Raw genomic sequence first — 24,284 nt, 5'->3', positions numbered from 1 at the left:
TGTGAGCCGTCCGTCGCGGGCGCGGGCGCGGTCCGAAGGAATCACCCCCAGTCCTGGAGGGACCACTTCACATGGCCAAGATCATCGCGTTCGACGAGGAGGCGCGGCGCGGCCTCGAGCGCGGCATGAACCAGCTCGCGGACGCCGTGAAGGTGACGCTCGGCCCCAAGGGCCGCAACGTCGTCCTCGAGAAGAAGTGGGGCGCCCCCACGATCACCAACGATGGTGTCTCCATCGCCAAGGAGATCGAGCTCGAGGACCCGTACGAGAAGATCGGCGCCGAGCTGGTCAAGGAAGTCGCCAAGAAGACGGACGACGTCGCCGGTGACGGTACGACCACCGCGACCGTTCTCGCCCAGGCCCTGGTCCGCGAGGGTCTGCGCAACGTGGCCGCCGGCGCCAACCCGATGGCCCTGAAGCGCGGTATCGAGAAGGCCGTCGAGGCCGTCTCCGGTGCCCTGCTGGAGCAGGCGAAGGATGTCGAGACCAAGGAGCAGATCGCTTCCACGGCCTCCATCTCCGCCGCCGACACCCAGATCGGCGAGCTCATCGCCGAGGCCATGGACAAGGTCGGCAAGGAAGGCGTCATCACCGTCGAGGAGTCCCAGACCTTCGGTCTGGAGCTGGAGCTCACCGAGGGTATGCGCTTCGACAAGGGCTACATCTCGGCGTACTTCGCCACCGACATGGAGCGTATGGAGGCGTCCCTGGACGACCCGTACATCCTGATCGCCAACTCGAAGATCGGCTCCGTCAAGGACCTGCTCCCGCTCCTGGAGAAGGTCATGCAGTCGGGCAAGCCGCTGCTGATCATCGCCGAGGACGTCGAGGGCGAGGCCCTGTCGACCCTGGTCGTCAACAAGATCCGCGGCACCTTCAAGTCCGTCGCCGTCAAGGCCCCGGGCTTCGGCGACCGCCGCAAGGCGATGCTGAACGACATCGCCATCCTCACCGGCGGCGAGGTGATCTCCGAGGAGGTCGGCCTCAAGCTGGAGAACACCACGCTCGACCTGCTGGGCAAGGCCCGCAAGGTGGTCATCACCAAGGACGAGACCACCATCGTCGACGGCGCCGGCTCCTCCGAGCAGGTCCAGGGCCGGGTCAACCAGATCCGCGCCGAGATCGAGAACAGCGACTCGGACTACGACCGCGAGAAGCTCCAGGAGCGCCTGGCCAAGCTCGCCGGTGGCGTCGCCGTCATCAAGGCCGGTGCCGCGACCGAGGTCGAGCTCAAGGAGCGCAAGCACCGCATCGAGGACGCCGTTCGCAACGCGAAGGCGGCCGTCGAGGAGGGCATCGTCGCCGGTGGCGGCGTGGCGCTCATCCAGGCGTCCACCGTCTTCGAGAAGCTGGACCTGGAGGGTGACGAGGCGACCGGCGCGCAGGCCGTGAAGCTCGCCCTCGAGGCCCCGCTGAAGCAGATCGCCGTCAACGCCGGCCTTGAGGGTGGCGTCGTGGTGGAGAAGGTCCGCAACCTCACCCCGGGCCACGGTCTGAACGCCGCGACCGGTGAGTACGTCGACCTGGTCGCCGAGGGCATCATCGACCCGGCGAAGGTGACGCGCTCTGCCCTGCAGAACGCCGCCTCCATCGCCGCGCTGTTCCTCACCACCGAGGCCGTCATCGCCGACAAGCCGGAGAAGGCCGCCGCGGCCGCTCCGGGCGGCATGCCGGGCGGTGACATGGACTTCTGATCCGTCACGGATCGGCTCGTCCTTTTCCGAGGGCGGCACCCCCTGCCACAGGCAGGGGGTGCCGCCCTCGGGCGTTTCCCCTCCCTGTTTGTCTCCCTGTTTCCCGTGTCCGGGGTCACACGCCATCCGCGCGGGAACGGGAATGCGCACGTCCGGGCAGTTCGTTGGTCACGTGTGTGCACTCGATGCATGTGCACATACCGTCTGGTCAATGACACGCCCTACTTACGAGGAGCCCCCCACGTGACCGTCACCACGCCTCCCGCCTCCCGCGCGGCCGAGATCCTCTCCCGCCCCATCGCCCTGAACGGGCTCACGGTCCCCAACCGGATCGTGATGGCGCCGATGACCCGCCAGTTCAGCCCCGGCGGCGTCCCCGGCGAGGACGTGGTCTCGTACTACTCCCGCCGGGCCGCCGCGGGTGTCGGTCTGATCGTGACCGAGGGGACGTACGTCGGCCACGACTCGGCCGGGCAGAGCAGCCGTATCCCGCGGTTCCACGGCGAGGAGCAGCTGGCGGGCTGGGCGAAGGTCGCCGAGGGCGTGCACGCGGCGGGTGGCACGATCGTCCCGCAGCTGTGGCACATCGGCATGGTCCGCAAGCAGGGCCAGCCGCCCTTCGCGGACGCCCCCGCCGTCGGCCCCTCCGGCGTCCGCCTGGACGGCACCGAGGGCGAGGGCAAGGAGATGACCCGGCAGGACCTGGACGACGTGATCCGCGCGTTCGCCGAGGCCGCGGCCGCCGCCGAGCGCATCGGCTTCGACGGCGTGGAACTGCACGGCGCCCACGGCTACCTCCTCGACCAGTTCCTGTGGGCGGGCACCAACCGCCGTACCGACGCGTACGGCGGCGACCCGGTCGCCCGCACGAAGTTCGCGGCGGAGATCGTGGCGGCCGTACGGGACTCGGTCTCGGCCGACTTCCCCGTCCTCTTCCGCTACTCGCAGTGGAAGTCCGACAACTACGACGCCCGTCTCGCCGAGACCCCCGAGGAGCTGGAGGCCATCCTCACCCCGCTGGCCGCCGCCGGCGTCGACGCCTTCCACGCCTCCACCCGCCGCTACTGGCTCCCCGAGTTCGAGGGCTCCGACCTCAACCTGGCCGGCTGGACCAAGAAGCTCACCGGCAGGCCGACCATCACCGTCGGCTCGGTCGGCCTCGACGGCGACTTCATCAAGGGCTTCATGGGCGAGGGCTCCCCGCTCAAGAGCATCGACGACCTCCTCGACAGCCTGGAGCGCGAGGAGTACGACATGGTGGCCGTCGGCCGCGCCCTCCTCCAGGACCCCGAGTGGGCGGCGAAGGTCCTGGCCGGCCGCACGGAGGAGCTGTCGGCGTACGACGCGTCGGCGCTGAAGACGCTGAGCTGAGCACCCGCGCGGCGCGCGGACATGATGAACGGCCGGGACGCGGAGTGTCCCGGCCGTTCATCATGTCCGCCGTTCGTCAGGTCCGTCAGAGGATGCCCGCCGTGGTCAGCACCGCGAAGGCGGCTGTCTGTGCCGGCCCCAGCCAGCGTGCCGACGGGGCGTGCAGGCGGTACCAGGACTCCAGCGGCCAGGCCGCGGCGACCGCACGCACGGCCAGACCCACGGTGTCGAACCAGCCGTGCGGGTGGCCGCCGAGCACGAAACCGCAGAGGCCGCCCACGGCCGCGGCCGTCAGGAAGGGCGGCGAGGAACGCCAGTCGAGGTCGGACGCGCGGAACCGGCTCTTTCCCCGCCGCCAGAAGAACCGCAGACCGAGGACGTGCACGGTCATGACGAGGGTGACGACCAGCACGGCCGGGGAGAGCGCGTCGAGTACGGCCACGGTCAGGCCACCGCGAGGAAGACCAGGGCCACCACCGCCTGGATCGGCAAGGACACGATCCCGAAGAGCAGCGCCCGGTTCCACGCGACGGCCGGCTCGGGCCATCGCCGTCTCGCCCGGACCACTGAGACCAGGCCGGTGAACACCGGAAGCAGGGCGATCAGCGCGCACGCCAGCCGGAACGGCGTCCGGGTGTCGTCGGCGGCCCTCGTCCACAGCGGCTGGGTGTAGAGCGTGTCGACCGCGAGCATGACCAGCAGCCCGGCCGCGGCCCCGCGGACTTCCCTGCCCTCGGGCCGTCCGAGGTGCGCGGCGGTGTAGATCACGGTGTGCGCCAGGGCCACGAAGGCGCACAGGAGGGCCGTCACCCCGACCCCGTCCCCCAACGCGCTCAGGAACTCCGCCGGCGACATGGCGCGCACGAGGTCGGACGCCAGGCCGAAGGTGCTCAGTCCGAGAGTGATCAGAAACGACATGCGCAACTGCTTGAGCAGCCCGGTACCCCGGCCGAGGAGGAGGCGGCCGCGGTGCCTGGCGCCGTAGATCACGGAGTGCACCAGGGCCACCACGATGCAGAAGACGACTGTGGTCAGGGCCCAGTCGGCCAGGGTCCCCGGGAAGTCTCCCGACCGCGGGTTCTCGACGACGCTCACCACGAGGTCGAAGGCTCGGATCCCGAGTACGAACAGCATCGAGAAACGCAGCTGCTTGATCAGGCCGCTCATCACGACGCCGACGTCATAGGTATGTGCACTTCCGCTGTATACCGGGTCAACCTGAAGGAAGCGGCCGGTGGTGTCACCGTTAGCGTCGTGCCCATGAGCCATTCCTCGCGCCCGGCCACCCCCGCCGATCTCGATGCCGTCGTGTCCACGCTGACCAGCGCCTTCCTCCAGGACCCGGTGTGGGGTCCGGTCTTTCCCGACGAGGCGCGGCGGGCCCGGCAGATGGGGGAGCTGTGGCGGGTGTACGCCCGTGGCGCGCTGCGGTATCCGTGGACGTTCGTGACGCCGGGCGTGGAGGCGGTGGCCGTCTGGATTCCGCCGGGCGGTGTCGAGCTGACCGAGGCGGAGGAGCGGGAGCGGGGAGAGGTGATGGAGAAGGTCGCCGGGGCCGGGGTGGCGCGGGCCGTCGAGGCGACCGAGGAGAGCTTCGGGGCCGCCCATCCGGAGGAGCCCTTCTTCCATCTGACCATCCTCGGCACCCACGCCGACCACCGGGGCCGGGGGCTCGGCATGGCGCTCCTGTCCGACACGCTGGCCCGGCTCGACGCCATCGGCGCGAACGCGTATCTGGAGTCCACGAACCCCGCCAACGACCGCCGGTACGAGAGCGTGGGCTTCGTCCCGCGGGGCGAGCTCGTCACGCCGGGCGGCCGGACCGTGACGACGATGTGGCGCCCGGCCCGCTGACCGCCGCCATGTCCGGCGTCCAATCTCCGGATAATCTCCGGAAGATGAGGATCCTGCATCTCTCCGACACCCACCTGGACCGCACCGACGCCCCCGACAAGCGCGGCGTGAACGCCACTGCGTCCCTGCGGCTGATGCTCGACGAACTCCGCCATCTCCAGGGCCTGGACGCGGTCGTCGTCACCGGCGACCTCGCGGACGACGGCGCGGTGGAGGCGTACACGACCCTGCGCGCGCTGATCGGGGAGTACGCGCAGGCCAGGAACATCCCCGCCTTCTACACCACCGGCAACCACGACGAGCGCGAGGCCTTCGCCAAGGTGCTGGGCAGCGGGCATCTGGCCGCCGACGGCAGCGACCGCGCGGAGCTGGTGTTCGGGCCGGAGGAGCGCGCCGCCGTCAGTACGGTCGGCGGCCGGCGCTTCGTCACCCTGGACTCGCTCGTGCCCGGGAAGGTCCACGGCCGTCTGGGCGCGCCCCAGCTGGAGTGGCTGCGCGAGGTGCTGCGCACCCCGGCCGGGCGCGGCACGGTCCTCGCCTTTCACCACCCGCCCTTCACCCTCGGCCTCTCGGCGACCCAGCAGGCCTTCGGGCTCCGTGACCCCGGCGACCTGGCGGCGGTGCTCCGGGGGAGTGACGTACGGGTGATCCTCACCGGGCACTACCACCTCCAGCTCTTCGGCCTGCTGGAGTCGGTGCCGGTGTGGGTGACGCCCGGGGTCGTCAACCGGATCGACCTGACCGTGGCGGCCGGGGGAGAGCGGGCGGTGCGCGGGGCGTCGGCCTCGCTGGTGGAGCTGGACGGGCCCGCGAGCCCGATGTTCCACACCTTCCACGCGCGCGATCCGCGGGCCCACGAGACGGTCTACGAGATCGACGAGGAGCAGGCCCGGACGTTCGTCGCCGAGCACGGCTGAGGGGTTTAGCCGCCTCATTAGCCGCCTCTTCGCCTCCAAGTAGCCGCGTTGTCGCAGGTCAGCGCTGTTTTCCTGGAATTAACTTGCTTAACTCAATCAATCGACATAAGGTTGCTTAAGTCAAGCAGTCAAGCTTCGCTCATCGAGCCCGTCCGATGGAGGCCCGCTCCCATGTCCGACGCCCTCACCCGACCCGCCGCGGCGGGAACATCCGCCCCGCCGCGGCCGAACGCCGTGGTGGCGGTGCTGGCCCTGGCCGGGATCGTCGTCTCGCTGATGCAGACCCTGGTCATCCCGATCGTCCCGGAACTGCCCACCCTGCTGCACGCCTCGGCCTCGAACACCGCCTGGGCCGTCACCGCCACCCTGCTGGCCGCCGCGGTGGCCACCCCGGTCGTCGGCCGCCTCGGCGACATGATCGGCAAGCGGCGCATGCTCCTGACGAGCATCGTGCTCCTGGTCTCCGGCTCGGTCGTCTGCGCCCTCGCCGACTCCCTGGTCCCGATGATCATCGGCCGTACGCTGCAGGGCCTCGCGGCCGCCGTCGTCCCGCTCGGCATCAGCATCATGCGTGACGCCCTGCCCGCCGACCGGCTGGCCGGCTCCACCGCCCTGATGAGCGCCTCGCTCGGCGTCGGCGGCGCGCTGGGCCTGCCCTCCGCCGCGTTCATCGCCGACAAGTGGGACTGGCACATCCTGTTCTGGACCTCGGCCGCCCTGGGCGCCGTCGCCTTCGTCCTGGTCCTCCTGATCGTGCCCGAGTCCAAGGTCCGCACCGGCGGCCGCTTCGACATCGCCGGAGCGCTCGGCCTGTCCGCCGGTCTGGTCGCGCTGCTGCTCGCCGTCTCCAAGGGCGCCACCTGGGGCTGGACCTCCGGCACCACCCTCGGCCTGGGCACCGCCGCCGTCGTGATCCTGCTCGCCTGGGGCTTCTGGGAGATGCGCTCCAGGCAGCCGCTGGTCGACCTCCGTACGACCGCCAAGCCGCAGGTCCTCTTCACCAACCTCGCCTCGATCGCCCTCGGCTTCTCGATGTTCGCGATGTCCCTGGTCCTGCCGCAGCTGCTCCAGCTGCCCGAGCAGACCGGCTACGGCCTCGGCAAGTCCATGCTCACCGTCGGCCTGGTGCTCGCCCCCCAGGGCCTGGTCATGATGGCCATGTCCGCGGCCTCCGCCAAGCTCACCCAGGCCAAGGGCCCCAAGGTCACCCTGATGATCGGCGCGCTGATCGTCTCCGCCGGCTACGCCCTGAACATCGTCCTGATGTCCGAGGTCTGGCACCTCATCCTGGTCTCCTGCATCATCGGCGCCGGCGTCGGCTTCACCTACGGCGCCCTGCCCGCCCTGATCATGGGCGCGGTCGACCCGTCGGAGACGGCCGCGGCCAACAGCCTCAACACCCTGATGCGCTCCCTCGGCACCAGCTTCGCCAGCGCCATCGCCGGCGTCATCCTGTCGCAGATGACCACGGACTTCGGCGGCCACGCGCTCGCTTCGGAGAACGGCTTCAAGGTCGTCATGGCCATCGGCGCCGGAGCCGCGCTGCTCGCCTTCCTCGTCGCCACGTTCATCCCGCGCCAGAAGACGGCCGCGGCGGCCGCGACGGACGACGACCGCGAGATCGAGACGGTCGGCGCGAAGGCCTGAAGAACCTAGGTGCCGGGTGGGTCTCACTCCAACGAGTGAGGCCCACCCGGCACTTCCACGCACCCCCACCCGTTTCACGAGTAACCGGCCCTGACTTTTCGGAACGCCCCTGCTGAAGCGCCCCGAAGGGGCGCGGGGCTGTATTCGATATGCGGCTACCGCCGCGTGGGCGCGACCAGCCCCCACCCACCCGCACCTGACCACTCTGCGCCCCCCGACGCGAAAGCGAGCGACGATGACGACGAACAACGCCCCGCAGTCGGCCACTCCCTCCGACGGCCCTGTCGTCCGGACGGCCACCGGCCCCGTACGCGGCCTGCAGGAGAACGGCCTCGCGGTCTTCCGGGGCATACCGTTCGCCGAACCCCCCGTGGGAGAGCTGAGGTTCGCGGCGCCGCGCCCGGCGACGGCATGGGACGGCACACGCGAGGCGTACGCCTTCGGCCCCCCGCCCCCGCAGGACCTCGGCATCCAGGGGCGCACGGGCGTACTGGACGCCCCCGAGGGCGACGACTGGCTGACGGTCAACGTGTGGACACCCGCCCCGGACCCGTCCGCCCGCCGCCCGGTCATGGTGTGGATCTACGGCGGCGCCTACAAGCTGGGCCACTCCGGCAGCCCGGGCTACGACGCCCAGCGCATCGCCCGCGAGGGCGACGTGGTTGTGGTCACCCTCAACTACCGCGTCGGCATGGAGGGTTTCGCCCAGATCGAGGGGGCGCCCGCGAACCGGGGCCTGCTGGACCAGGTGGCGGCGCTGGAGTGGGTGCGGGAGAACGTCACGGCCTTCGGCGGCGACCCCGACCAGGTCACGGTCATGGGCGAGTCGGCGGGCGCCGGGTCGGTCGCCTCGCTGCTCGCCATGCCGAGGGCGCGGGGCCTGTTCCGGCGGGCGGTCGCCCAGAGCGTGCCCGGCACGTTCTTCTCCCGTGAACTCGCCGAGGACATCGGCAGGGCCCTCGCGGCCGAGGCCGGCCTGCGCCCCACAGTGGCCGACCTGGCGACGACCGACCCGCGCCGGCTGCCGGACGTCGGACAGGCGCTCGGCGCCAAGATGCTCCAGAACGTGGACCGCTGGGGCCAGATAGCGCCCACGGTCACCCCCTTCTCCCCGGTGGTCGACGGTGACGTCCTGCCCACCGCCCCCTGGCAGGCGCTCGCCTCCGGCTCCGCACGGGACGTGGACCTCCTGGTGGGCCACAACCGCGACGAGTTCCGGCTCTTCCTGGTCATGGCCGGGATGTACGGCAGCATCACGGAGGAGCAGGCGACCGGCGCGCTGCGGCTGTTCGCACCGGGCGGCGAGGCGGGGGAGCGGGCCTACCGCGCGGCCTTCCCCGAGGCATCGGCGGGCGAGCTGTACGAACGGGTGCAGACGGACTGGCTGTTCGCCATGCCCTCCCTGCGGCTGGCGGAGGCGCAGGTGGCCGGCGGCGGCCGGGCGCACCTGTACGAACTGACCTGGGGCGCCCCCGGCAGCGGCGGCGTGCTGGGTGCCTGCCACGGCCTGGACATCCCCCTCCTCTTCGGCACGTTCGAGGCGGACCTCGCCAACCTCCTCTGGGCGGGCACGGGCGTCACCCCCGAGGCCGAGGCCCTGTCCACCCGCTTCCGCACGGCGTGGACGGCGTTCGCGAGGACGGGCGACCCGGGCTGGCCGGCGTACGACACGACGGACCGCAGCACGCAGATCCTGGACACGACCCCGACGGTCACGGCGTACCCGGAGGAGACGAGCAGGCAACTGTGGGAGGGGTACGACTTCGTGCCCTCACCGCTGCTGGGCTGACCGGACAGGTCCGGGCGGGTCGGATCACCCCGGATCACCGGGATCGCGCACTACTGTTCCCTGCGTGACGGACAAGGACATCTCCATGCCCCGACTGGACGGACGGGTCGAACGAGGCAACAGGACGCGCCAGTTGGTGCTGGACCGGACCGTGGGGATCGCGTCCGTCGAAGGGCTGGAGGCGTTGTCCGTCGGGCGGTTGGCGACGGAGCTGGGGCTCAGCAAGAGCGGGGTGTTCGCGCTCTTCGGATCCAAGGAGGAACTGCAGCTCGCCACCCTGCGGGAGGCGGAGCGCATCTTCACCGAGCGGGTGGTCCGCCCGGTGCTGACGCACCCTGCGGGGGTCCTGCGGGTATGGCGGCTGTGCGAGACATGGCTCGAATACTCCCGGGGGCGGATCTTCCCGGGCGGCTGCTTCTTCTACGAGGTCATCGCCGAGTTCGACGCCCGCTCGGGGCCGGTGCACGACGCCGTGGTCCGGGCCCAGCGCGACTGGTCGGCCCATGTGGAGCGCACTGTCGCCGAGGCGCGTGACGCGGGCCAGCTGCACGCCGACACCGACGTACCCCAACTCGCCTTCGAGCTCATCGCGTTGATGGAGACGGCGAACGGGGTCGCGGTGCTGCACGGCGAGGAGACCGCGTACCGGCGGGCCCGGGTCGGGATCGCGGCCCGGCTACGGGCGGCGGCGGCCGATCTGGTTCCGGTACCCCAAGTTCCCCAAGTCCCCCAAGTCTCTTGATTCCACGGCGTATTGAGATGGCCTGAACCGCCCCAAACAACTAGCACGATCGTTCGCACAGTTTTAGGCTCGGGCCATGACTGTCACAGGAGCGGACATCGTCGAACTGGACCGGATCGCAGTGAGCGAGGCGGTTCGGGTGGTGGATCTGGCGGACGGCGGGGACTGGGAGCGGGACACGCCGTGTGCGGGGTGGACACTGCGCCGGCTCGTCGCGCACATGACGGCTCAGCACCACGGCTTCGCGGCGGCCGCGCGGGGCGCGGGGGAGGGCGCCGCCCACTGGCGCGAGCCGGAGGACATGAGCGAACCGGCGCGGGTGCACCGGGCGGCCGCCGCGCAGGTGCTCGGCGCGTTCGGCGCACCGGGCGCGGACGGACGGGAGTTCGCGCTGCCGGAACTGGGCGGGAGCTTTCCCGGGCGGATGGCGATCGGCTTCCACTTCATCGACTACGTGGTGCACGCCTGGGACGTCGCCGCCACCCTCGGAACGGCGCTGGAACTGCCGGACGACGTACTCGCCGCGGCCCTCGCCGTCGCCCGCCTGGTCCCGGCCGATCCGGCACAGCGCGGACCGGGCTTCGCCTTCGCGCCCGCGCGGGAGGTGCCCGCGGGGTCCGGTCCGCTGGAGGAGACGCTGCGGCTGCTGGGCAGGGACCCGGAGGGGTGGCCGACCCGCGGGTGACGGCGCTCATGGGACGGCGTCAGCGGGTGAACTTTTCGATGGCCGCCGGGGTGACGGGGGTGAAGAAATTGACGAGGTTGCCGTCGGGGTCGCGGAACAGGAGTGACCGGTTGCCCCAGGGCATCGTGGTGGGCTCGTTGACGAAGTCGGTGACGAAGCCGGTCAGGTTCTGGTGCACGCGGTCCACGTCGTCGACGAGGAACTCGGTGATCACGCTGTGGTTGTCCGCCGGGCGGGCGGAGCCCGGGGCGAACAGCGGGACGGTGCGGGTGCTGCCGATCGCGAGGGTGGCGCCCGGGGTCCTGAGCTCGGCGAAGTCCTCGTTGGCCCAGGTCGCCCGCACTTCTGTGGCTCGTTCGTAGAACTCGACGAGGCGTGCGACGTCGCTGGTGATGATGCGGATCGAGACGAAGTCCATGGGGATCTCCTTGGCTGTGCTGGAGGCGTGCACGTCGCAGGCTAGGAGAGATAGCGGACAGAATCGGTCCTGTATTCGCGTTATGTTGTCCCCATGTCTCGCCCCACCGGCCGCGTGCTGACTCTCCTGGAGCTGCTGCAGTCGGGCGGCACCCGGACCGTGGCCGAACTCGCCGACCGGCTGGGCGTCGAAGGGCGCACCGTGCGGCGGTACGTGGGCCAGCTGATCGACCTCGACGTGCCCGTGGAATCGGTGCGCGGCCGCTACGGTGGGTACCGGCTCGCTCCCGGGTACCGCTTGCCTCCGCTCATGCTCAGCGACGACGAGGCGCTGGCCGTGCTGCTCGGCCTGGTCGCCGGCCGCCGGGCAGGGCTGACGACGGCGCAGCACACGGCGAACGAGACGGCATCGGCGAAGATCCGGCGGGTGCTGCCCAAGCACCTCGCCCGCCGTCTCGACACACTCCTGGAGTCCCTCTCCTTCACGGAACAGCCCGGGGCGCCCGGGGAGCCCGGAAGGGCCGACATCCCGGACGCCGGGGTGCTGCTCGCCGTCGCCGACGCGGTGCGCCACCGCCGACCGGTCTCGATCCGTTACACCGACCGCGACGGACGGCGCAGCGAACGCACACTGCACGCGTACGGGATCGTCGCCCATGCGGGCCGGTGGTACGTCACGGGCAAGGACGCCCGGATCGGCGAGGACCGGACCTTCCGGCTCGATCGCGTCGCGGACGCGCGGACCCTGCCCGGCTCGTTCGAGGCGCCGACGGGTCCCGGTCCGGCACAGCGCGTGCTGTCGGGGTTCGCCACGGCCGAGTACCGGCATGAGGTGACCTTGCGGATCCACGGGACGGCCGAGCAGATCCGCGCCCGCCTTCCCGCCGGCGTCGCGAGCCTGGCGGAGCACGAGCCCACGGCAGGCGAGGACCGGGCGAGCGAGCGCTGGCTGCGTGTCGAGCTGCGGGCGGAGCGGCTCGACTGGTTGCCTCCGCTACTCGCCTCGCTCGACCGGCCGTTCGTCATCGAGCGCCCCGATGAACTCCGCGATCTCGTCATCGGCCTCGCGGATCGCCTCGCGTCCTCCGCGCGCCGGCACAGCTAGAGGTTGCCGAGGGGCTCGATGTCCACGTGCACGGGGGTGCCCCAGACCCGGAGCACCTCGTAGTCGGTGAACTCGTGGACGAGCCGGTAGGCCATGGCGGGCCGGGACCCGCGCCGCTGGGCCGCGATGTACAGCTCGGCCTCGCGCCGGTCACGGCGAGGTGTGCCGCACAGCTCCCACTCCCGCCCGTTCCACGCCTCCGGCAGCCACCGCTGCTGCGGCTGCGGCCGGTCGGCCCGCACTCCGTAACGCGACATGGACGGACTGACGGCCTCCCCCGGCACGGGGCGCGGCCCACCCGCGTACTCCGACCGCCGTGCGGCCCGCCGCCGCGTCTCGCAGAGCAGGCACAGATCGGGGGCGCTCTCGTCCACGGGTCCCTGCGGATGCTCGGCGCACCGGGTGGTGGGCGCGGCCGCGCTGACGCTCTCCTCCAGCAGGTCGAGCGCCCGCTTGAGGTCGTCCTTCACCTCGTGCAGCTTGGCATCGGGCGTGTCCCCGGTCAGGGCCTCCCCGTGCTCGCCGATGACACGGAGGGCGCGACCCAGGGCGGTGAGCTGGGAGTGGTTCATGTGAACCAGCGTGGCATACGGCGCCGACAACGCGTTCGTGAGATCAGTCGGCGTAGTCCTTGAGCTCTTCGGTGTCCAGGGTGAAGCCGAGAGGGGCGGGAAGTTCGACGGAGGTACCCCAAGGGTGGGAGGCGATCTCCTGGTAGCGGCTGTCCTGGGGTTCGCTGTAGACGACCACGGTGTTGCTGTCACGGTCGATGAGCAGGTAGACGGGGATGTCGACCGCCGCGTAGCCGACGGGTTTGTCGACACGGTCTCGCTGATGGGTGTCGCGGTCGTGTGAGGTGATCTCGACGACCATGAGGATGCCGTTGGACGCGGACCACTCGCCGTGCCCCGTGAAGTGACCCTTGCGTGCGACGGCTCCGTCCGATCGGGCACGTCCCTTGCGGTAGGCCTCGGTCTGGACTCCGGACTCGCCGTAGACGCGGAGATCAGGACGGTGCTGCATGCACTGCTCCTGCAGCCAGACGAGGATCTCCCGGTGATTGCCGTCCGGCATGGGTTTGACGACTACCTTTCCGTCGATGTACTCAAGCCGCACGGTCTCTGGGGCCGAAGCGGCCAGTTCCTCGAACTCCTCGACGTCGAGCGGCCCATGCCTTACGCAGAGGCGGCCGCCAAGGAACTCCAGCCGGTTCCGCAGTTCCCTCGGAGCCCTCCGGACGAGTTCCTCGAAGTCCTCGACGGACATCTGCGGGCGTTCTTCGGTGTCAGGGGTCATGGGGTCGCCTCCTCCCCTCCATCGTGCCTCGGGGGTGCGCCGCCGGACCGTAGGAGCCGTCATACGGGTGTCCTTTCTCGTCGTGTGGTCATCGCGCCACGGATCTCGGCGGCGCGGGAGTGGACCTCGGGAGCCGACAGGGGCGTGTTGTGGCTGCTGGGGGCGCGTTCGCCCCGGCATGCGCGGCAGATGCCGCCCGGTAGTGCCTCCGGGCGGCCGGGGGTGCCGCACTTCGCGCACTCCAGGATGCGGAGCGGCGGGCGAGCAGGCGGCCGCACCGGCTCGGGCGGGAGTTTGTCGACGAGGCGTGTGCGGAGGAGGGCGGCCGGGTGGTGGACGGGGGAGGGGAGACCGCTGGTCAGGGCCTGGCGTACGTACTCGTCCGTGGCACCTCGCGCGAACCACTCCGCCAGCAGCGGGGCGAGGGCCGCGCAGTCGGCCTGCGAGAGGGAGAGCGCGGGGGCCGTCCGGCCGAGCGCGGCGAGGAGGATGTGGGCGCGGGAGCGGGTGGGGCGACCGCGGGGCGCGTCCGGTGGCTGCGCAGACTCCGGCTCCGGTACGTCGCCCCGGGTGAACGCCGCCCACCAGTCATCGTCGCGAGCGGTACGGGACCACCACGAACGGGTGATCCAGCGCCGGCTGCCCGAGCCGGCGAGATGCTCCCGGCCCCGCCGCAGGTGCCCCGCCCGCTGGAGGTTGTTGAGGGCGGTACGGAGTGCGCACTGCCCGTACGGGAGCTGCTTGGCCAGCGTCTTTACGGAGATGTCGGCGCCGTCGGGAAGGCGGTCGACATACGCGGCGATGGCGGCTTCGCGGGGTGGCAGGTGGGCGAAGTCGTGGGCGGTACGGCGGTGTTGGTCCGGTGCCGAGCGCTTTCCGTAGCCGGGGTTGGCCATGGGGTGCGGGGAAGCGTGCGCGGGCAGGAAGGTAGCACTAAGCTGGCTGTCAGCCATGGGATCGCTTGTTCCGATCTCGTTGGTCAAGCCCCCGCAGGTGTTGGTAGCACCTGACGGGGGCTGTTCTGTTCGTTATGCGGGCACGCTAGACGATCGTGACTGTGCGTCGCAACCCGAACGCTCAAAGTCAACTCTCCGGGTGGGAGGGTGGGTTGAGGCCCCTGCCCATTCCTTGAAAAGAGCGCTCGGAGCTGGGAGCCCGAGGCTCAAGAGGGCTCAGGGCAGGACGATCAGGAAACCTCCGGGGTTGAAGAAGAAGCCGTGGTGGTTGAAACCGTTGTCGAAGCCGTGATCGAACCCGTTGTCGAAGCGGAATCCGTTGTCGAAGCGGTTGTCGAAACGGAAGCCGTTGTCGAAGCGGTTGTCGAAGCCGAACCCGTTGTGGCCGAAGCAGCGCCCGCCCCAGTCACCACCGTCGCCGCACCACCCGTTCGTGGTCACCTGGGTGTGCACGGCGGGGGCTGCCAGGGATGGGGCTGCCGAGGCCGTGCCCGCCGCACCTGTCGCGGCGCCGCCGGCCATCAGAATGCCGGTCGCGGACACCGCGGCGAGACGCCTCGCGCGTTGTGCTCGCATGATGGACGCACCTTTCCTCCCCCCTGGATTGCACCTCTCTATTGAGTACGCTGGCGGCGCCTTTTTGGATTGCCCCGCTGATCCAGGTCGAGGAGGGTCGGCCCTAGACGCCGAGGTTCTTGAGGTTTTCGATGAAGGCGGACCAGGTCATCGGCCGGAACACGAGCTTCGGGCCGAGGGGGGCCGTCTTGGAGTCGCGGACGGGGATGAGGGCGGGGAAGTCGTGGGTGACTTCGAGGCAGTCGTCGTTGCCACCGCCGCTGTAGCTCGACTTGTGCCACACGGCCGTGTTCAGGTCGTCGTCAGGGATGTTCCTCATGGGCGTAATCCTGCGCCAACTCCTCAATCAAGGCCAGGGACTTCTCCTGTGGGAGGGCCGAGGCGACGAGCAGATCGAACACGAACCTCAGTCGGGCGACAGTGGCTGGGTCGTCCTCCAGCCGCCCGGTACGCACTCCCTCGAAGTAGACCAGCGGAGGGGCGTCCTCGAACTCCATCAGCTTCAGGGCACCCTGCATCGCCGAATGAGCACCCGCGCTGAACGGCAGCACCTGCACGATGACCCGGCCCCGACGTGCCAGACCGGCGATGTGGTGCAACGTCTCCGTCATCACCGCTCGGCCGCCGGTCTCCCGGCGCAACGCCGCCTCGTCGAGCACCACCCACAACACCGGCCTTGTTGGGTGGTCCAGCAGGCGGGCCCGCGCCATCCGGTCTTCCACCCACTCCTCGATGGTCTCTTCCGGGATCGTCGGGTCGTACGCGCGGTTCAGGGCCCGTACGTACGCGGGCGTCTGGAGCAGTCCGGGGATCAGCTGCGGTGTGTACTGCCTGATCGCCGTGGCGAGCGCTTCGGCCTCCGCGACCTCGGCGAAGTGCTCTGGGTACCTCGATTTGGCCGCCGCCTTGCAGTTCCGCCCGAAGAAGCCGTCCGTCTCCAGGGCTTCGTCCAGCAGGTGCGCGAGATCCGGCAGCATCCGCCGCGTCCCCGCCTCCAGTTGCCCGATGTACGACCCGCTCACGAACACGCGTCGGCCCAGCTCCGCCTGGCTCAGCCCTTTCCGCTCGCGTGTGTGCCGTAACTCCGCGCCCAGCATGCCGCGCGGTGATGACGACGGGTCCAGGTCCCTCGGCTCTGCCATGTGCACGCCCCTGTCCAACAGACGAGGTTGTTGGGATGCCGTATCTAGCCAGGTTAGAAGCGTGACGGACACGCTGGGTGGCGAACCGGAAACTCAGCGTGGAGGTGGCGGAAGGTGCGGTCGACCGAGGAAGTCGTGGAGTCGTTGCGGGTGGCCCTGAGAGATGCCGGTGTCGTGCTGCCGTCGCTCTGCGTCGACCCGGTGACCGGCGCGAGCGACGAGCCGTTCGCTCTGGTCGAGCTGGGGCGGTGCAACGTCCGGGTCGCGGAGCGGCTCGCCTCCGTGGTGCGTGGGGAGCGCCCGCCGCTCGGGACGTATGTGGCCGACGTGCGGGACGGGCGGATCGGTGAGGTGAGGGGGCATGTCGGCGGCCAGGTGCAGCTGCGGCCGCCGGCCGGTGGGCGGGAGTGGGACTGTCCGAAGGAGTCGCTGGAGCCCGCGCCGCCGGAGGAGGTGCTGCGGGCGCAGGTGCGGTGGGCCAACAGGGCGCGGAGGCTGCCCTGTTGAGGGCGGCTGCCCCGGCGGTGGCCGAGAACAGCCTGGGTTTCGCGCAATATTGCTGACAATTTTGTGAACCAGTGCTGCACTAGCGCCTGTTGTCCGAGCCGCCTAGTGGAGAGACGGAAGTGAAGCGAGTGAAGCGCAGAACTGTGGTCATGGGGCTCACCGCGGCCGCCGCGGTCCCGTCCGTCGGGTTCGCGACGGACGCGCAGGCCACGACCCGGACGAAGACGAGCACGGACTCCGTCCTGGTCTTCGACCCGAGCGCGTACACCGAGCTGACCACCAGCATCACCGACACCGAGGGCACCGCCCACGATGTCACGTACCACTTCTACAAGGTCACCAGTTATGTGGCCGCCCCGGTGGACGCCACCTACCAGGGGCTCAACGTCAGCGTTCCGGTGTCGGTGGACGGGACGGCCGTCGACGCGACCGGCGCGCCGATCCTGCTGGCCAACAACGTCGGCGGTTACATGCCGTCCTCGGTGGCCGGCGCCACCGGCATCGGCGGGGGCGGCGGCGCGGGTGGTCCGGGCGGTCCCGGCGGCCCGGGTGGACCCGGTGGAAGCGGGCCCAACCGGACGATGCTGGCGCTGCTCGCCGGGTACGTCGTCGTCGAGCCGGGCGCCCGGGGCCGCACCCTCGTCGACGCGAACGGCGTCTACTACGGCTGCGCGCCCGCGGCCGTCGTCGACCTCAAGGCGGCGGTGCGGTACGTGAAGTTCAACCGGGGGCGGATACCGGGCAACGTGGACCGGATCGTCTCGGCGGGTACGAGTGCCGGTGGCGCGCTCTCCGCTCTGCTCGGCGCGTCCGGCGACAGCCCCCTGTACGCGGCGGAACTCGCGGCGCTGGGCGCGGCCGACGCGAGCGACGCGGTCTTCGCGAGCGGCGACTGGTGCCCGATCACCGACCTGGAGCATGCCGACGCGTCGTACGAGTGGTGCTGGGGGACCAACCCGCTCGCCGACGGTACGACCGTCGACGCGACCGTCTCCGCCGACCTCAGGGCCGAGTTCACGGACTACTTCGCCTCGCTGCGCCTCAGCGCGCCCGGCTTCGGGCGGCTGACCGACCGCAACCTCGACGCGTACCTGGTGAGGACCCATCTGGAGCCCTCGGCCACCGCCTACCTCACCGCCCTCTCGGACGCCGACCGGGACACGTACCTCGCCGCGAACACCTTCATCACCTGGGACGGTACGAACGCCACCTTCTCCTGGGCGGACTTCCTCACCCATGTCGGCGCCCGCAAGAAGGGCGCGCCGTCCTTCGACGCGTTCGACCTGTCGACCCCGGAGTGCAACGAGTTCGGCACCGGCACCACCGCCGCCCGCCACTTCACCCTCTACAGCCTGCGCCACGAGGAGGGTGCGAGCGCGCGTCTCGACAGCGACATCCCCGGGAAGCTGGCCCGGATGAACCCGATGTACCACCTGGTGCAGCGGGTCAACCCGAACCGGACCAGGCACTGGTGGATCCGCCTCGGCACGAAGGACAGCGACACCTCGCTGACCGTCGCCGCCAACCTCGCCGCCCGTCTGAAGAACCTCGGCGACGACGTCGACATCACGTACTACTGGGACGCCGGGCACGGCGCCGACAACGACCCCGGGGACTTCATCACCTGGATCGCGCAGGTGACGGGGCATCCCCTCGCCCACCGCCGTTGAAGCCGACGTACGTGGCCAGGAAGCCGACGGCGTAGCCGGTCAGCAGGCCGCCCGCGTAGATCGCCGCCGCGGGGGCCGGGCCCCTGTTCCCGTTGAGCAGGGGGAACAGGGCCCAGCCCGAGGGGCCGATGGCCGTCGCGCCCACGCGGTCGCCGAGCACCGCGAAGAACCCCACGAAGGCCCCGCCGGCCGCCCCGCCCGCGCAGGCGGTGAGGAAGGGGCGGCCCAACGGCAGGGACACGCCGTAGATGAGGGGTTCGCCGACGCCCAGCAGGCCCGCCGGGAGGGCCGACTTGATGGTCGTACGGAGTGAACGGAGTGAGGTGTCGTGGCGGAGGCGGACGTAGACGGCCAGCGCGGCGCCCACCTGGCCGGCGCCCGCCATGGCGAGGAGGGGGAGCAGGACGGTGTAGCCCTGCTGCTGGATGAGGGTGGTGTGGATGGGGATCAGGGCCTGGTGCAGGCCGAGCATGACGAGGGGGAGGAAGAGGCCGCCGAGGACGAGTCCGGCGAGGGGGCCGGTGGTGGCGAGGAGCCAGTTCGCGGCGGTGCCGATGGCGGTGGAGACGAGACCGGCCGCGTACATGAGGCCGTAGAGCGTGGCCAGTCCGGCGACGAGGACGGTGATGGTGGGGGTGAGGAGGACGTCGAGGGCGTCGGGGATGCGGCCTCGGCACGTTCGTTCGACGTAGGTGGCGAGCAGCGCGGCGGCGAGTGCTCCGAGGACGCCGCCCTGACCGGGCGCCAGGGTGACACCGAAGGCGGTGACCTTGGCGACGCCCGGATAGACGGTGATCGCGGCGACCGCACCGCCGAGGACGGGCGTCCCGCCGAACACCTTCGCCGTGTTGTACCCGACGAAGACACTGATCAGGGCCATGAAGCCGGAGGCGATGGCGGCGAGGGCGGGGGTGAGCCAGGGCAGCCAACCGGCGTTGACGAGCAGCCCGTTGAACCCGGCGAGCACACCGCAACCGATCAGGGCGGGGATGAGCGGGACGAAGACGTCGGCGATACGGCGGAGGGCGGTCTTGAAGGGCGTCGCGTTGCGCCGGGCACGGTCCACCCGCAACTCGGCACCACGGGCGGCGAGCCGCTGGGCGGACAGCAGTTGCTCGAACTCGGCGGTCACCGCCACCACCGCCCCCGGGCCGATGACGATCTGGAGGGTGTCCCGGTCGGCCACCACCCCGAGCACCCCCGGCACCGCCCGTACCGTCTCCTCGTCCACCGTCGACCGGTCCGCGATCCCCAGCCGGAGCCGGGTCATGCAGTGGGCGACGGAGGTGATGTTCGCGGGCCCGCCGACGAGGGGCAGGAGCGCGGCGGCGGTGTCGTACGGCGATCTCTGCACTCCCCGAGCGTGCGGGTCAGCCGCCCGCCGAGGTGAGCGCCGCGCGCAGATGGCCGCCGGACTCCTCCAGAAGGCGGGCTGCGGAGGGCCCGTCGACGCCCGCGAGGATCACCAGGACGGCGTTCTTCACCTCGCCGCCGGTGGCGGTGAGGGCGTTCTCGATCTCCTCGTCCCCCGCCCCGGTGGCCAGGGCGACGATCCGCCGGGAACGGGCCCGGAGCTTGTCGTTCGACGCGCGGACGTCGACCATCAGGTTCCCGTAGGTCTTGCCGAGCCGGATCATCGTGATCGTCGACAGCATGTTGAGGACCAGTTTCTGGGCGGTGCCGGCCTTGAGGCGGGTCGACCCGGTGAGCAGTTCCGGGCCGACGACCACCTCGATGCCGTGCTCGGCGGCGGCCGCGAGCGCGCTGCCCGCGTTGCAGGAGAGGCCGACGGTCAGGGCACCGAGGGCGCGGGCGTGTTCGACGGCGGCGACGGCATAGGGGGTACGGCCGGAGGCGGAGACGCCGACGACGGTGTCGGACGCGCCGATCCCGAGTGCGTCGAGGTCCTTCCGGGCCAGGTCCACGGAGTCCTCGGCGCCTTCCACCGACGTGACCAGGGCCTCCGGCCCGCCCGCGATGACACCGACGACCTGACCCGGGTCGGTGTCGAAGGTGGGCGGACACTCGGAGGCGTCGAGGACCCCGAGCCGCCCGGCGGTACCGGCACCGGCGTAGACCAGCCGGCCGCCACGGGTCATCCGGGCGGCGATGGCGTCGATGGCACCGGAGATCTCGGGGAGACGCAGCGCGACAGCGGCGGCCACTCCGGCGTCCTCACCGTTCATGAGCCGGGCGATGTCGAGCGTGGGCAGCGTGTCGATCTCGGCGAACTCGGACCGAAACGCCTCGGTGGTGAGCGCTTCGAGTTCGGAACGGAGGGAGTGTCGTTCGGTGGTCATGGAAAACGGTTCTTTCTGACTAGGTCGAGTGCAACCCCCCAGGGGCGCGGGGCTGTGCTGAATTTGCGGCTACCGCCGCGTGGGCGCGATCAGCCACATCCGGCCCGCAGTCGCCCGACAACAGCCAGCCCTACGGTCTATCGGGTCACGTTCGCGTGCCGATGAGCCAACGCCTCGTACGACGCCGCCAACGCCGGCGCCGCCGCCTCATAAGTCCGCTGGGCAACCCCCACGAACAGGCAGTCCACGACAAGCAGCTGACCGGTCCGGGAGGACATCGCCGCCGGCCGCAGCTCGCTCTCCCGCGACGTCGACGTCGTCAGCACATGATCGGCGTACTGCGTCACCGACGAATCCGGCCGCCCGGTGATCGCCACGGTCGTGGCCCCGCGTTCGAACGCGACCCGCAACGGCTCTATGACATCCCCGGTGGACCCGGAGTGCGTGATCGCGATCGCGACGTCCCCGGCCCGCAACTGCACCGCGTTGGTGACCGCCAGATGCGGATCACTGTGCGCGTGGGCTATCAGCCCTATCCGCAGCAGCTTCTGCGTGAGGTCCTGGGCGACCAGCCCGGACGCCCCGATGCCGTACACGTCCGTCCGCCGTGCCCCGGCGAGCGCGCCGACGGCCGCTCCCAGCTGCGCCGTGTCGAGGCCGGCCGCCGTGTCCGCGAGGGTCTGCCGCTCGTCGTGGGCGAGCTTCGCGACGACGTCGGCGATCGGATCGTCGACGGCGATGTCCGTGGTGATCGCGGGCGCCCGCCCCGACTGCTGCTGCGCGGCGAGCCCGGCGAGGGCGAGCCGCAGGTCGCGGTAGCCGGGGTAGCCCAGCACGCGGGCGGTGCGTACGACGGTCGCCTCGCTCGTGCCCGTGAGTTCCGCGAGACCGGTGACCGTGAGGGCGGCGCAGCCGGCGGGGTCGCCCGCGACGGCCTCGGCGACGCGCTGCATGGAACGGGTCATGGAGGGGGCGAGGGTACGGACCTTGGCCGCGAGGGCGGCGGGAGCCGGTGGGGTCGCCCTTCCGGAGCGGTTTCCGAAAATTTCCTTCACGTTCTCGGTCACCCTTGAAAGATATTTTCGCCTCGGTGTCCCGGTCAAGACCGCGCACAATGGGACCATGGACCCCGTAAGCCCCCTGGAACAGGCGCTGCACGCAGCGCGCGCCCTCGTGCTCGCCGATCTGGTCGCGGGCCAGGTCGCCGAGGCGGACGTGGTCTCGCTGGTCGAGGACTCCGTCGTACAGCGCAGGTGGTGGGTCCAGCAGTGGCCGGACGGCGTGCAGTACGTGGCGGGGCTGGTGGCTCAGGACGTGCAGGACGCGCTGCTGGAGCGGTACGGCCGCTGGCCGCTGTGCCCGGTGTGCGGCGCCGGTGACCCGCATGCCCTGGACGTCGAACCGGAACTCGGCCCGGACCCGCACTGGGTCTGCCACAAGGCGGGCGTGAAGGTCGCCTCCGTCGGCTTCCTGGGGCAGGCCACCGGAAGCGGGGCGGCCTCCTCGTGACGGTGTACATCGACCCACCGAACTGGCCGGGGCACGGCCGGATGTGGTCCCACCTGGTCAGCGATGTGTCCTACGCCGAACTGCACGTCTTCGCGGAGGGGTTGGGCGTGCCGCGGCGCGGCTTCGAGCGCGACCACTACGACCTCCCGTCCCACCGCTACGCGGACGCCGTGCGGGCCGGTGCCGTGGAGGTCAGCAGCCGCGAGGTGGTGCGGCTGCTGCACGGCGCGGGGCTGCGCAGACGCAAGAGCGACGTGGCCCGATGACGGCGCCTGACTGACGGAGTGGCCGAGTGACCGCAACTGCGGCTGTCGCCGCTACCGCGCCCGCAGTTCGAAGGCCATCCCCTCCTCGTCCTCGCTCACCTTGGTGAAGCCGGCGCGTGTGACGACCGCCTGGGAGGGGGTGTTGGCCGCGTCGACGGTCGCGAACAGGGAGCGTACGTCGTCGCGGGCCAGCGCCCAGTCGGCCAGTGCGCGGACCGCTTCGGTCGCGTAGCCGTTGCCGCGGGCGGCCTCGGTCAGGTCGTAGCCGATCTCCACCCGGCCCTCCTCGTCCGGCGCGGAGTGGAAGCCCATGCCGCCGATCGCGCGGCCGTCCTCCCGGCGGACCAGGGCGAAGACGCCGAACTCCGGCCGGTGCACGCCCCCTTCGTACGCCTTCAGCAGGAAGCCCGCGGCGTCCCGGGTGCCCTCGTAGGGGCCGCCCTCGATCCACTCGAAGCCGCCGTCGCCGCCGAGCCGCAGGTCGCGGGCCTCGGCCGGGCGGATGCCGACGAGGTCGAGGCGTTCGGCGGGTATGACGAGGTTGTTGTACCAGCGCCAGTCGGTGACCGGGGCGCGGCCGGGCAGCTCGCCGCGGCCGGTGGCCCACAGGAGGGTCGGCCAGGCGGCCGGGCCCGGCTGGACGTGCGGGAAGATCCAGGTCAGGACGGACTCGGCGAGTTCCTCGGCGGGCCGGTAGCGGATACCGAGTCCTTCCGCCACGTCGTGGGTGTGCAGCAGTACTTCGGCGACGGCCATCGCGGCGAAGCCCGCGCGGTCGGCGCTCCCGAAGGGCTGCGCGTGGAAGGCGCGGACTCTCGGAGGGGTGGCGCGGAGGGTGGCCGCCAGCAGGGCCGCGGTCGCTTCGACGACGTCCAGCAGGCCGTGGTTGTCGGTGCCGTCGACGAGGCCCAGGCGCAGCGGGAGCCGGCCGTCCACCACGCCGCCCGCGAGACGGGAGGAGTAGCCGACGAAGCTCTCGGTGAGGTGGAACGCCGTGGTGCGGCAGCTCCACTCCAGCCGTCCGGCCCTGACCTCCTCCCAGTCCCGGTCCGCCACCGGTCGCAGTACCGCCACGGAGCCCGCGACGGCCTCTTTCACGTCTTCCCCGTCTACCCGTTGCATGGGCGCACCCTAGGACGCCGGATCCGCCGCGGTCGACAGCATTTCCAGCTCGGCCATGAGGTTGTAGCGGGCGGTCGGCTCCCACTCCGTGCGGCCGTACGGCGTTCTGAACAGCGCGGGCAGGTCGAGGAGTTGGCGGAGGATCGCGGAACGGCCCTCGCGGAAGGCGTCGTTCGGCACGAAGTGGTACTCCTCGCGTACGGCGGCGGTGTAGGCGGCGTACCCGGAGGGCGGGGCGGCGAGGATCGCGAGGTCGGCGTCGCACAGCACCTCGCCGTTGCGGTCGCCGTCGGCCGGGTCGTGGGTGACGGTGAGCCGGACCAGCCGGGCGACCTCGGCGGCCTTGGCCACGGACACCCCGGCCTCGGCGAGGGCGCGCTCGGCGAGGCGGGCCGAGCGCTCCTCGTTCTCCGACCGGTCCGGCAGATACACCGCGTCGTGGAACCAGGCGGCGAGCCGGACCAGGTCCGGGTCGTCCGCGTACGTCTCCAGCACGTCGACGTGGTCCAGGACCGCGGTGAGGTGCGCGAGCGTGTGGTACCGGCGCTGGGGCTCCTGCCAGCGGCGGAGCAGCTCGTCGGCGTACCGGTACGGGGAAGGCGCGCAGGAGTCGTCGTCCCGCGACCTGAGGAAGGCGGTCAGCCAGCGGGAGCGCAGGGCGTCGAGATCGGCCATGCGCTCATTCTCCCGCGCGCCACTGACATCCCCCTGGCGTGGAA

At 71.1% G+C, this 24,284-nt stretch carries 27 protein-coding genes; 13 read left to right on the top strand and 14 right to left on the bottom strand.

The window, feature by feature from the left end:
- The first annotated feature begins 71 nt into the window (after positions 1–71).
- Together groL and AB0D85_RS25915 are read left to right on the top strand one after the other, a co-directional pair.
- Positions 72–1,694, top strand: a complete 1,623-nt coding sequence (groL, locus tag AB0D85_RS25920; protein WP_316774136.1) for a chaperonin GroEL — start codon at positions 72–74, stop codon at positions 1,692–1,694.
- Between the two features lie 243 nt (positions 1,695–1,937).
- Positions 1,938–3,065 (top strand): NADH:flavin oxidoreductase, encoded by a 1,128-nt coding sequence (locus tag AB0D85_RS25915; RefSeq protein ID WP_362324582.1) that lies wholly within the window; start codon positions 1,938–1,940, stop codon positions 3,063–3,065.
- Between the two features lie 85 nt (positions 3,066–3,150).
- On the opposite strand, the gene AB0D85_RS25910 is transcribed toward AB0D85_RS25915, so the two are convergent.
- Positions 3,151–3,507 carry a hypothetical protein gene (locus AB0D85_RS25910; protein ID WP_362324579.1) on the bottom strand — a complete coding sequence of 119 codons (357 nt, stop codon included), beginning with the start codon at positions 3,505–3,507 and terminating at the stop codon, positions 3,151–3,153.
- A gap of 2 nt (positions 3,508–3,509) precedes the next feature.
- Positions 3,510–4,232 carry a hypothetical protein gene (locus tag AB0D85_RS25905; RefSeq protein WP_362324576.1) on the bottom strand — a complete coding sequence of 241 codons (723 nt, stop codon included), beginning with the start codon at positions 4,230–4,232 and terminating at the stop codon, positions 3,510–3,512.
- 93 nt (positions 4,233–4,325) lie between these two features.
- Here AB0D85_RS25905 and AB0D85_RS25900 point away from each other — a divergent pair, with 93 nt between their 5' ends.
- The 6 genes from AB0D85_RS25900 (at position 4,326) to AB0D85_RS25875 (ending at position 10,699) form a co-directional block, all read left to right on the top strand.
- The gene (locus tag AB0D85_RS25900; RefSeq protein WP_362324573.1) at positions 4,326–4,919 is read left to right on the top strand and encodes a GNAT family N-acetyltransferase; all 594 of its coding nucleotides are present in this window, start codon (positions 4,326–4,328) and stop codon (positions 4,917–4,919) included.
- Between the two features lie 44 nt (positions 4,920–4,963).
- The gene (locus AB0D85_RS25895; protein ID WP_362324570.1) at positions 4,964–5,836 is read left to right on the top strand and encodes a metallophosphoesterase; all 873 of its coding nucleotides are present in this window, start codon (positions 4,964–4,966) and stop codon (positions 5,834–5,836) included.
- 171 nt (positions 5,837–6,007) lie between these two features.
- Positions 6,008–7,483, top strand: a complete 1,476-nt coding sequence (locus AB0D85_RS25890; protein WP_362324567.1) for an MFS transporter — start codon at positions 6,008–6,010, stop codon at positions 7,481–7,483.
- A 235-nt stretch (positions 7,484–7,718) separates the two neighbouring features.
- On the top strand, positions 7,719–9,272 hold the full coding sequence (locus AB0D85_RS25885; RefSeq protein ID WP_362324564.1) for a carboxylesterase family protein: 1,554 nt from the start codon (positions 7,719–7,721) through the stop codon (positions 9,270–9,272).
- 79 nt (positions 9,273–9,351) lie between these two features.
- Positions 9,352–10,014 carry a TetR/AcrR family transcriptional regulator gene (locus tag AB0D85_RS25880; RefSeq protein WP_362325060.1) on the top strand — a complete coding sequence of 221 codons (663 nt, stop codon included), beginning with the start codon at positions 9,352–9,354 and terminating at the stop codon, positions 10,012–10,014.
- A gap of 76 nt (positions 10,015–10,090) precedes the next feature.
- The gene (locus AB0D85_RS25875) at positions 10,091–10,699 is read left to right on the top strand and encodes a TIGR03086 family metal-binding protein (RefSeq protein ID WP_362324561.1); all 609 of its coding nucleotides are present in this window, start codon (positions 10,091–10,093) and stop codon (positions 10,697–10,699) included.
- Positions 10,700–10,718: 19 nt separating this feature from the next.
- Here the strand turns inward: AB0D85_RS25875 and AB0D85_RS25870 are convergent, their stop codons facing one another.
- Positions 10,719–11,117, bottom strand: coding sequence for a VOC family protein (locus tag AB0D85_RS25870; RefSeq protein WP_362324558.1), 399 nt, complete (start codon positions 11,115–11,117; stop codon positions 10,719–10,721).
- A 93-nt stretch (positions 11,118–11,210) separates the two neighbouring features.
- Between AB0D85_RS25870 and AB0D85_RS25865 the strand changes: the two genes are divergently transcribed.
- Complete coding sequence (locus AB0D85_RS25865) at positions 11,211–12,221, top strand: YafY family protein (protein WP_362324555.1); 1,011 nt, start codon at positions 11,211–11,213, stop codon at positions 12,219–12,221.
- On the opposite strand, the gene AB0D85_RS25860 is transcribed toward AB0D85_RS25865, so the two are convergent.
- The 6 genes from AB0D85_RS25860 to AB0D85_RS25835 form a co-directional block, all read right to left on the bottom strand.
- A complete protein-coding gene (locus tag AB0D85_RS25860) occupies positions 12,218–12,793 on the bottom strand; it encodes a hypothetical protein (protein WP_362324552.1) in 576 nt (191 codons plus the stop codon). The two genes, AB0D85_RS25865 and AB0D85_RS25860, sit on opposite strands and share 4 nt — an antisense overlap.
- Before the next feature lie 43 nt (positions 12,794–12,836).
- Positions 12,837–13,517, bottom strand: coding sequence for a Uma2 family endonuclease (locus AB0D85_RS25855; protein WP_362324549.1), 681 nt, complete (start codon positions 13,515–13,517; stop codon positions 12,837–12,839).
- A 59-nt stretch (positions 13,518–13,576) separates the two neighbouring features.
- Entirely contained in the window at positions 13,577–14,413 is an 837-nt protein-coding gene (locus AB0D85_RS25850) for a hypothetical protein (RefSeq protein WP_362325057.1), read from the bottom strand.
- A 276-nt stretch (positions 14,414–14,689) separates the two neighbouring features.
- Positions 14,690–15,049, bottom strand: coding sequence for a hypothetical protein (locus AB0D85_RS25845; protein WP_362324546.1), 360 nt, complete (start codon positions 15,047–15,049; stop codon positions 14,690–14,692).
- Positions 15,050–15,152: 103 nt separating this feature from the next.
- Entirely contained in the window at positions 15,153–15,368 is a 216-nt protein-coding gene (locus AB0D85_RS25840; RefSeq protein ID WP_362324543.1) for a DUF397 domain-containing protein, read from the bottom strand.
- Positions 15,352–16,191: a helix-turn-helix transcriptional regulator gene (locus AB0D85_RS25835; protein WP_362324540.1), complete on the bottom strand. Its 840-nt coding sequence runs from the start codon at positions 16,189–16,191 to the stop codon at positions 15,352–15,354. Before AB0D85_RS25835 ends, AB0D85_RS25840 begins: the two co-directional genes overlap by 17 nt.
- 114 nt (positions 16,192–16,305) lie before the next feature.
- On the opposite strand from AB0D85_RS25835, the gene AB0D85_RS25830 reads away from it, so the two are divergent.
- Together AB0D85_RS25830 and AB0D85_RS25825 are read left to right on the top strand one after the other, a co-directional pair.
- Complete coding sequence (locus tag AB0D85_RS25830) at positions 16,306–16,698, top strand: hypothetical protein (protein ID WP_362324537.1); 393 nt, start codon at positions 16,306–16,308, stop codon at positions 16,696–16,698.
- A gap of 149 nt (positions 16,699–16,847) precedes the next feature.
- Positions 16,848–18,368, top strand: a complete 1,521-nt coding sequence (locus AB0D85_RS25825; RefSeq protein WP_362325054.1) for a subtype B tannase — start codon at positions 16,848–16,850, stop codon at positions 18,366–18,368.
- On the opposite strand, the gene AB0D85_RS25820 is transcribed toward AB0D85_RS25825, so the two are convergent.
- The 3 genes from AB0D85_RS25820 to AB0D85_RS25810 all read right to left on the bottom strand — a co-directional run bounded on the left by AB0D85_RS25820 (position 18,319) and on the right by AB0D85_RS25810 (position 21,735).
- Complete coding sequence (locus AB0D85_RS25820; protein ID WP_362324534.1) at positions 18,319–19,722, bottom strand: PTS transporter subunit EIIC; 1,404 nt, start codon at positions 19,720–19,722, stop codon at positions 18,319–18,321. The genes AB0D85_RS25825 and AB0D85_RS25820 overlap by 50 nt on opposite strands.
- A gap of 16 nt (positions 19,723–19,738) precedes the next feature.
- A complete protein-coding gene (gene murQ / locus AB0D85_RS25815; RefSeq protein WP_362324531.1) occupies positions 19,739–20,668 on the bottom strand; it encodes an N-acetylmuramic acid 6-phosphate etherase in 930 nt (309 codons plus the stop codon).
- Between the two features lie 137 nt (positions 20,669–20,805).
- Positions 20,806–21,735: a MurR/RpiR family transcriptional regulator gene (locus AB0D85_RS25810; protein ID WP_362324528.1), complete on the bottom strand. Its 930-nt coding sequence runs from the start codon at positions 21,733–21,735 to the stop codon at positions 20,806–20,808.
- A gap of 55 nt (positions 21,736–21,790) precedes the next feature.
- On the opposite strand from AB0D85_RS25810, the gene AB0D85_RS25805 reads away from it, so the two are divergent.
- The gene (locus AB0D85_RS25805) at positions 21,791–22,177 is read left to right on the top strand and encodes a hypothetical protein (RefSeq protein WP_362324525.1); all 387 of its coding nucleotides are present in this window, start codon (positions 21,791–21,793) and stop codon (positions 22,175–22,177) included.
- A complete protein-coding gene (locus tag AB0D85_RS25800; RefSeq protein ID WP_362324522.1) occupies positions 22,174–22,443 on the top strand; it encodes a DUF4031 domain-containing protein in 270 nt (89 codons plus the stop codon). Before AB0D85_RS25805 ends, AB0D85_RS25800 begins: the two co-directional genes overlap by 4 nt.
- 51 nt (positions 22,444–22,494) lie before the next feature.
- Here AB0D85_RS25800 and AB0D85_RS25795 read toward each other — a convergent pair whose 3' ends face one another.
- The gene (locus AB0D85_RS25795) at positions 22,495–23,541 is read right to left on the bottom strand and encodes a GNAT family N-acetyltransferase (protein WP_362325051.1); all 1,047 of its coding nucleotides are present in this window, start codon (positions 23,539–23,541) and stop codon (positions 22,495–22,497) included.
- A 33-nt stretch (positions 23,542–23,574) separates the two neighbouring features.
- Positions 23,575–24,240 (bottom strand): hypothetical protein, encoded by a 666-nt coding sequence (locus AB0D85_RS25790; protein WP_362324519.1) that lies wholly within the window; start codon positions 24,238–24,240, stop codon positions 23,575–23,577.
- Between the last annotated feature and the right edge of the window lie 44 nt (positions 24,241–24,284).

The organism is Streptomyces sp. NPDC048277, assembly GCF_040652235.1.
In the GTDB taxonomy this organism is placed as follows: domain Bacteria; phylum Actinomycetota; class Actinomycetes; order Streptomycetales; family Streptomycetaceae; genus Streptomyces.
The sequence above is the reverse complement of the archived record's forward strand: the minus strand, read 5'-3'. Positions and strand labels throughout refer to the sequence as shown.

Bases quoted from the DNA above. Each gene is read 5' to 3' on its own strand.
- groL (WP_316774136.1), top strand. From the start codon at position 72: ATGGCCAAGATCATCGCGTTCGACGAGGAGGCGCGGCGCGGCCTCGAG.
- AB0D85_RS25905 (WP_362324576.1), bottom strand. From the start codon at position 4,232: ATGAGCGGCCTGATCAAGCAGCTGCGTTTCTCGATGCTGTTCGTACTC.
- AB0D85_RS25900 (WP_362324573.1), top strand. From the start codon at position 4,326: ATGAGCCATTCCTCGCGCCCGGCCACCCCCGCCGATCTCGATGCCGTC.
- AB0D85_RS25895 (WP_362324570.1), top strand. From the start codon at position 4,964: ATGAGGATCCTGCATCTCTCCGACACCCACCTGGACCGCACCGACGCC.
- AB0D85_RS25890 (WP_362324567.1), top strand. From the start codon at position 6,008: ATGTCCGACGCCCTCACCCGACCCGCCGCGGCGGGAACATCCGCCCCG.
- AB0D85_RS25885 (WP_362324564.1), top strand. From the start codon at position 7,719: ATGACGACGAACAACGCCCCGCAGTCGGCCACTCCCTCCGACGGCCCT.
- AB0D85_RS25875 (WP_362324561.1), top strand. From the start codon at position 10,091: ATGACTGTCACAGGAGCGGACATCGTCGAACTGGACCGGATCGCAGTG.
- AB0D85_RS25870 (WP_362324558.1), bottom strand. From the start codon at position 11,117: ATGGACTTCGTCTCGATCCGCATCATCACCAGCGACGTCGCACGCCTC.
- AB0D85_RS25865 (WP_362324555.1), top strand. From the start codon at position 11,211: ATGTCTCGCCCCACCGGCCGCGTGCTGACTCTCCTGGAGCTGCTGCAG.
- AB0D85_RS25860 (WP_362324552.1), bottom strand. From the start codon at position 12,793: ATGAACCACTCCCAGCTCACCGCCCTGGGTCGCGCCCTCCGTGTCATC.
- AB0D85_RS25855 (WP_362324549.1), bottom strand. From the start codon at position 13,517: ATGACCCCTGACACCGAAGAACGCCCGCAGATGTCCGTCGAGGACTTC.
- AB0D85_RS25850 (WP_362325057.1), bottom strand. From the start codon at position 14,413: ATGGCCAACCCCGGCTACGGAAAGCGCTCGGCACCGGACCAACACCGC.
- AB0D85_RS25845 (WP_362324546.1), bottom strand. From the start codon at position 15,049: ATGCGAGCACAACGCGCGAGGCGTCTCGCCGCGGTGTCCGCGACCGGC.
- AB0D85_RS25840 (WP_362324543.1), bottom strand. From the start codon at position 15,368: ATGAGGAACATCCCTGACGACGACCTGAACACGGCCGTGTGGCACAAG.
- AB0D85_RS25835 (WP_362324540.1), bottom strand. From the start codon at position 16,191: ATGGCAGAGCCGAGGGACCTGGACCCGTCGTCATCACCGCGCGGCATG.
- AB0D85_RS25825 (WP_362325054.1), top strand. From the start codon at position 16,848: ATGGGGCTCACCGCGGCCGCCGCGGTCCCGTCCGTCGGGTTCGCGACG.
- murQ (WP_362324531.1), bottom strand. From the start codon at position 20,668: ATGACCACCGAACGACACTCCCTCCGTTCCGAACTCGAAGCGCTCACC.
- AB0D85_RS25805 (WP_362324525.1), top strand. From the start codon at position 21,791: ATGGACCCCGTAAGCCCCCTGGAACAGGCGCTGCACGCAGCGCGCGCC.
- AB0D85_RS25790 (WP_362324519.1), bottom strand. From the start codon at position 24,240: ATGGCCGATCTCGACGCCCTGCGCTCCCGCTGGCTGACCGCCTTCCTC.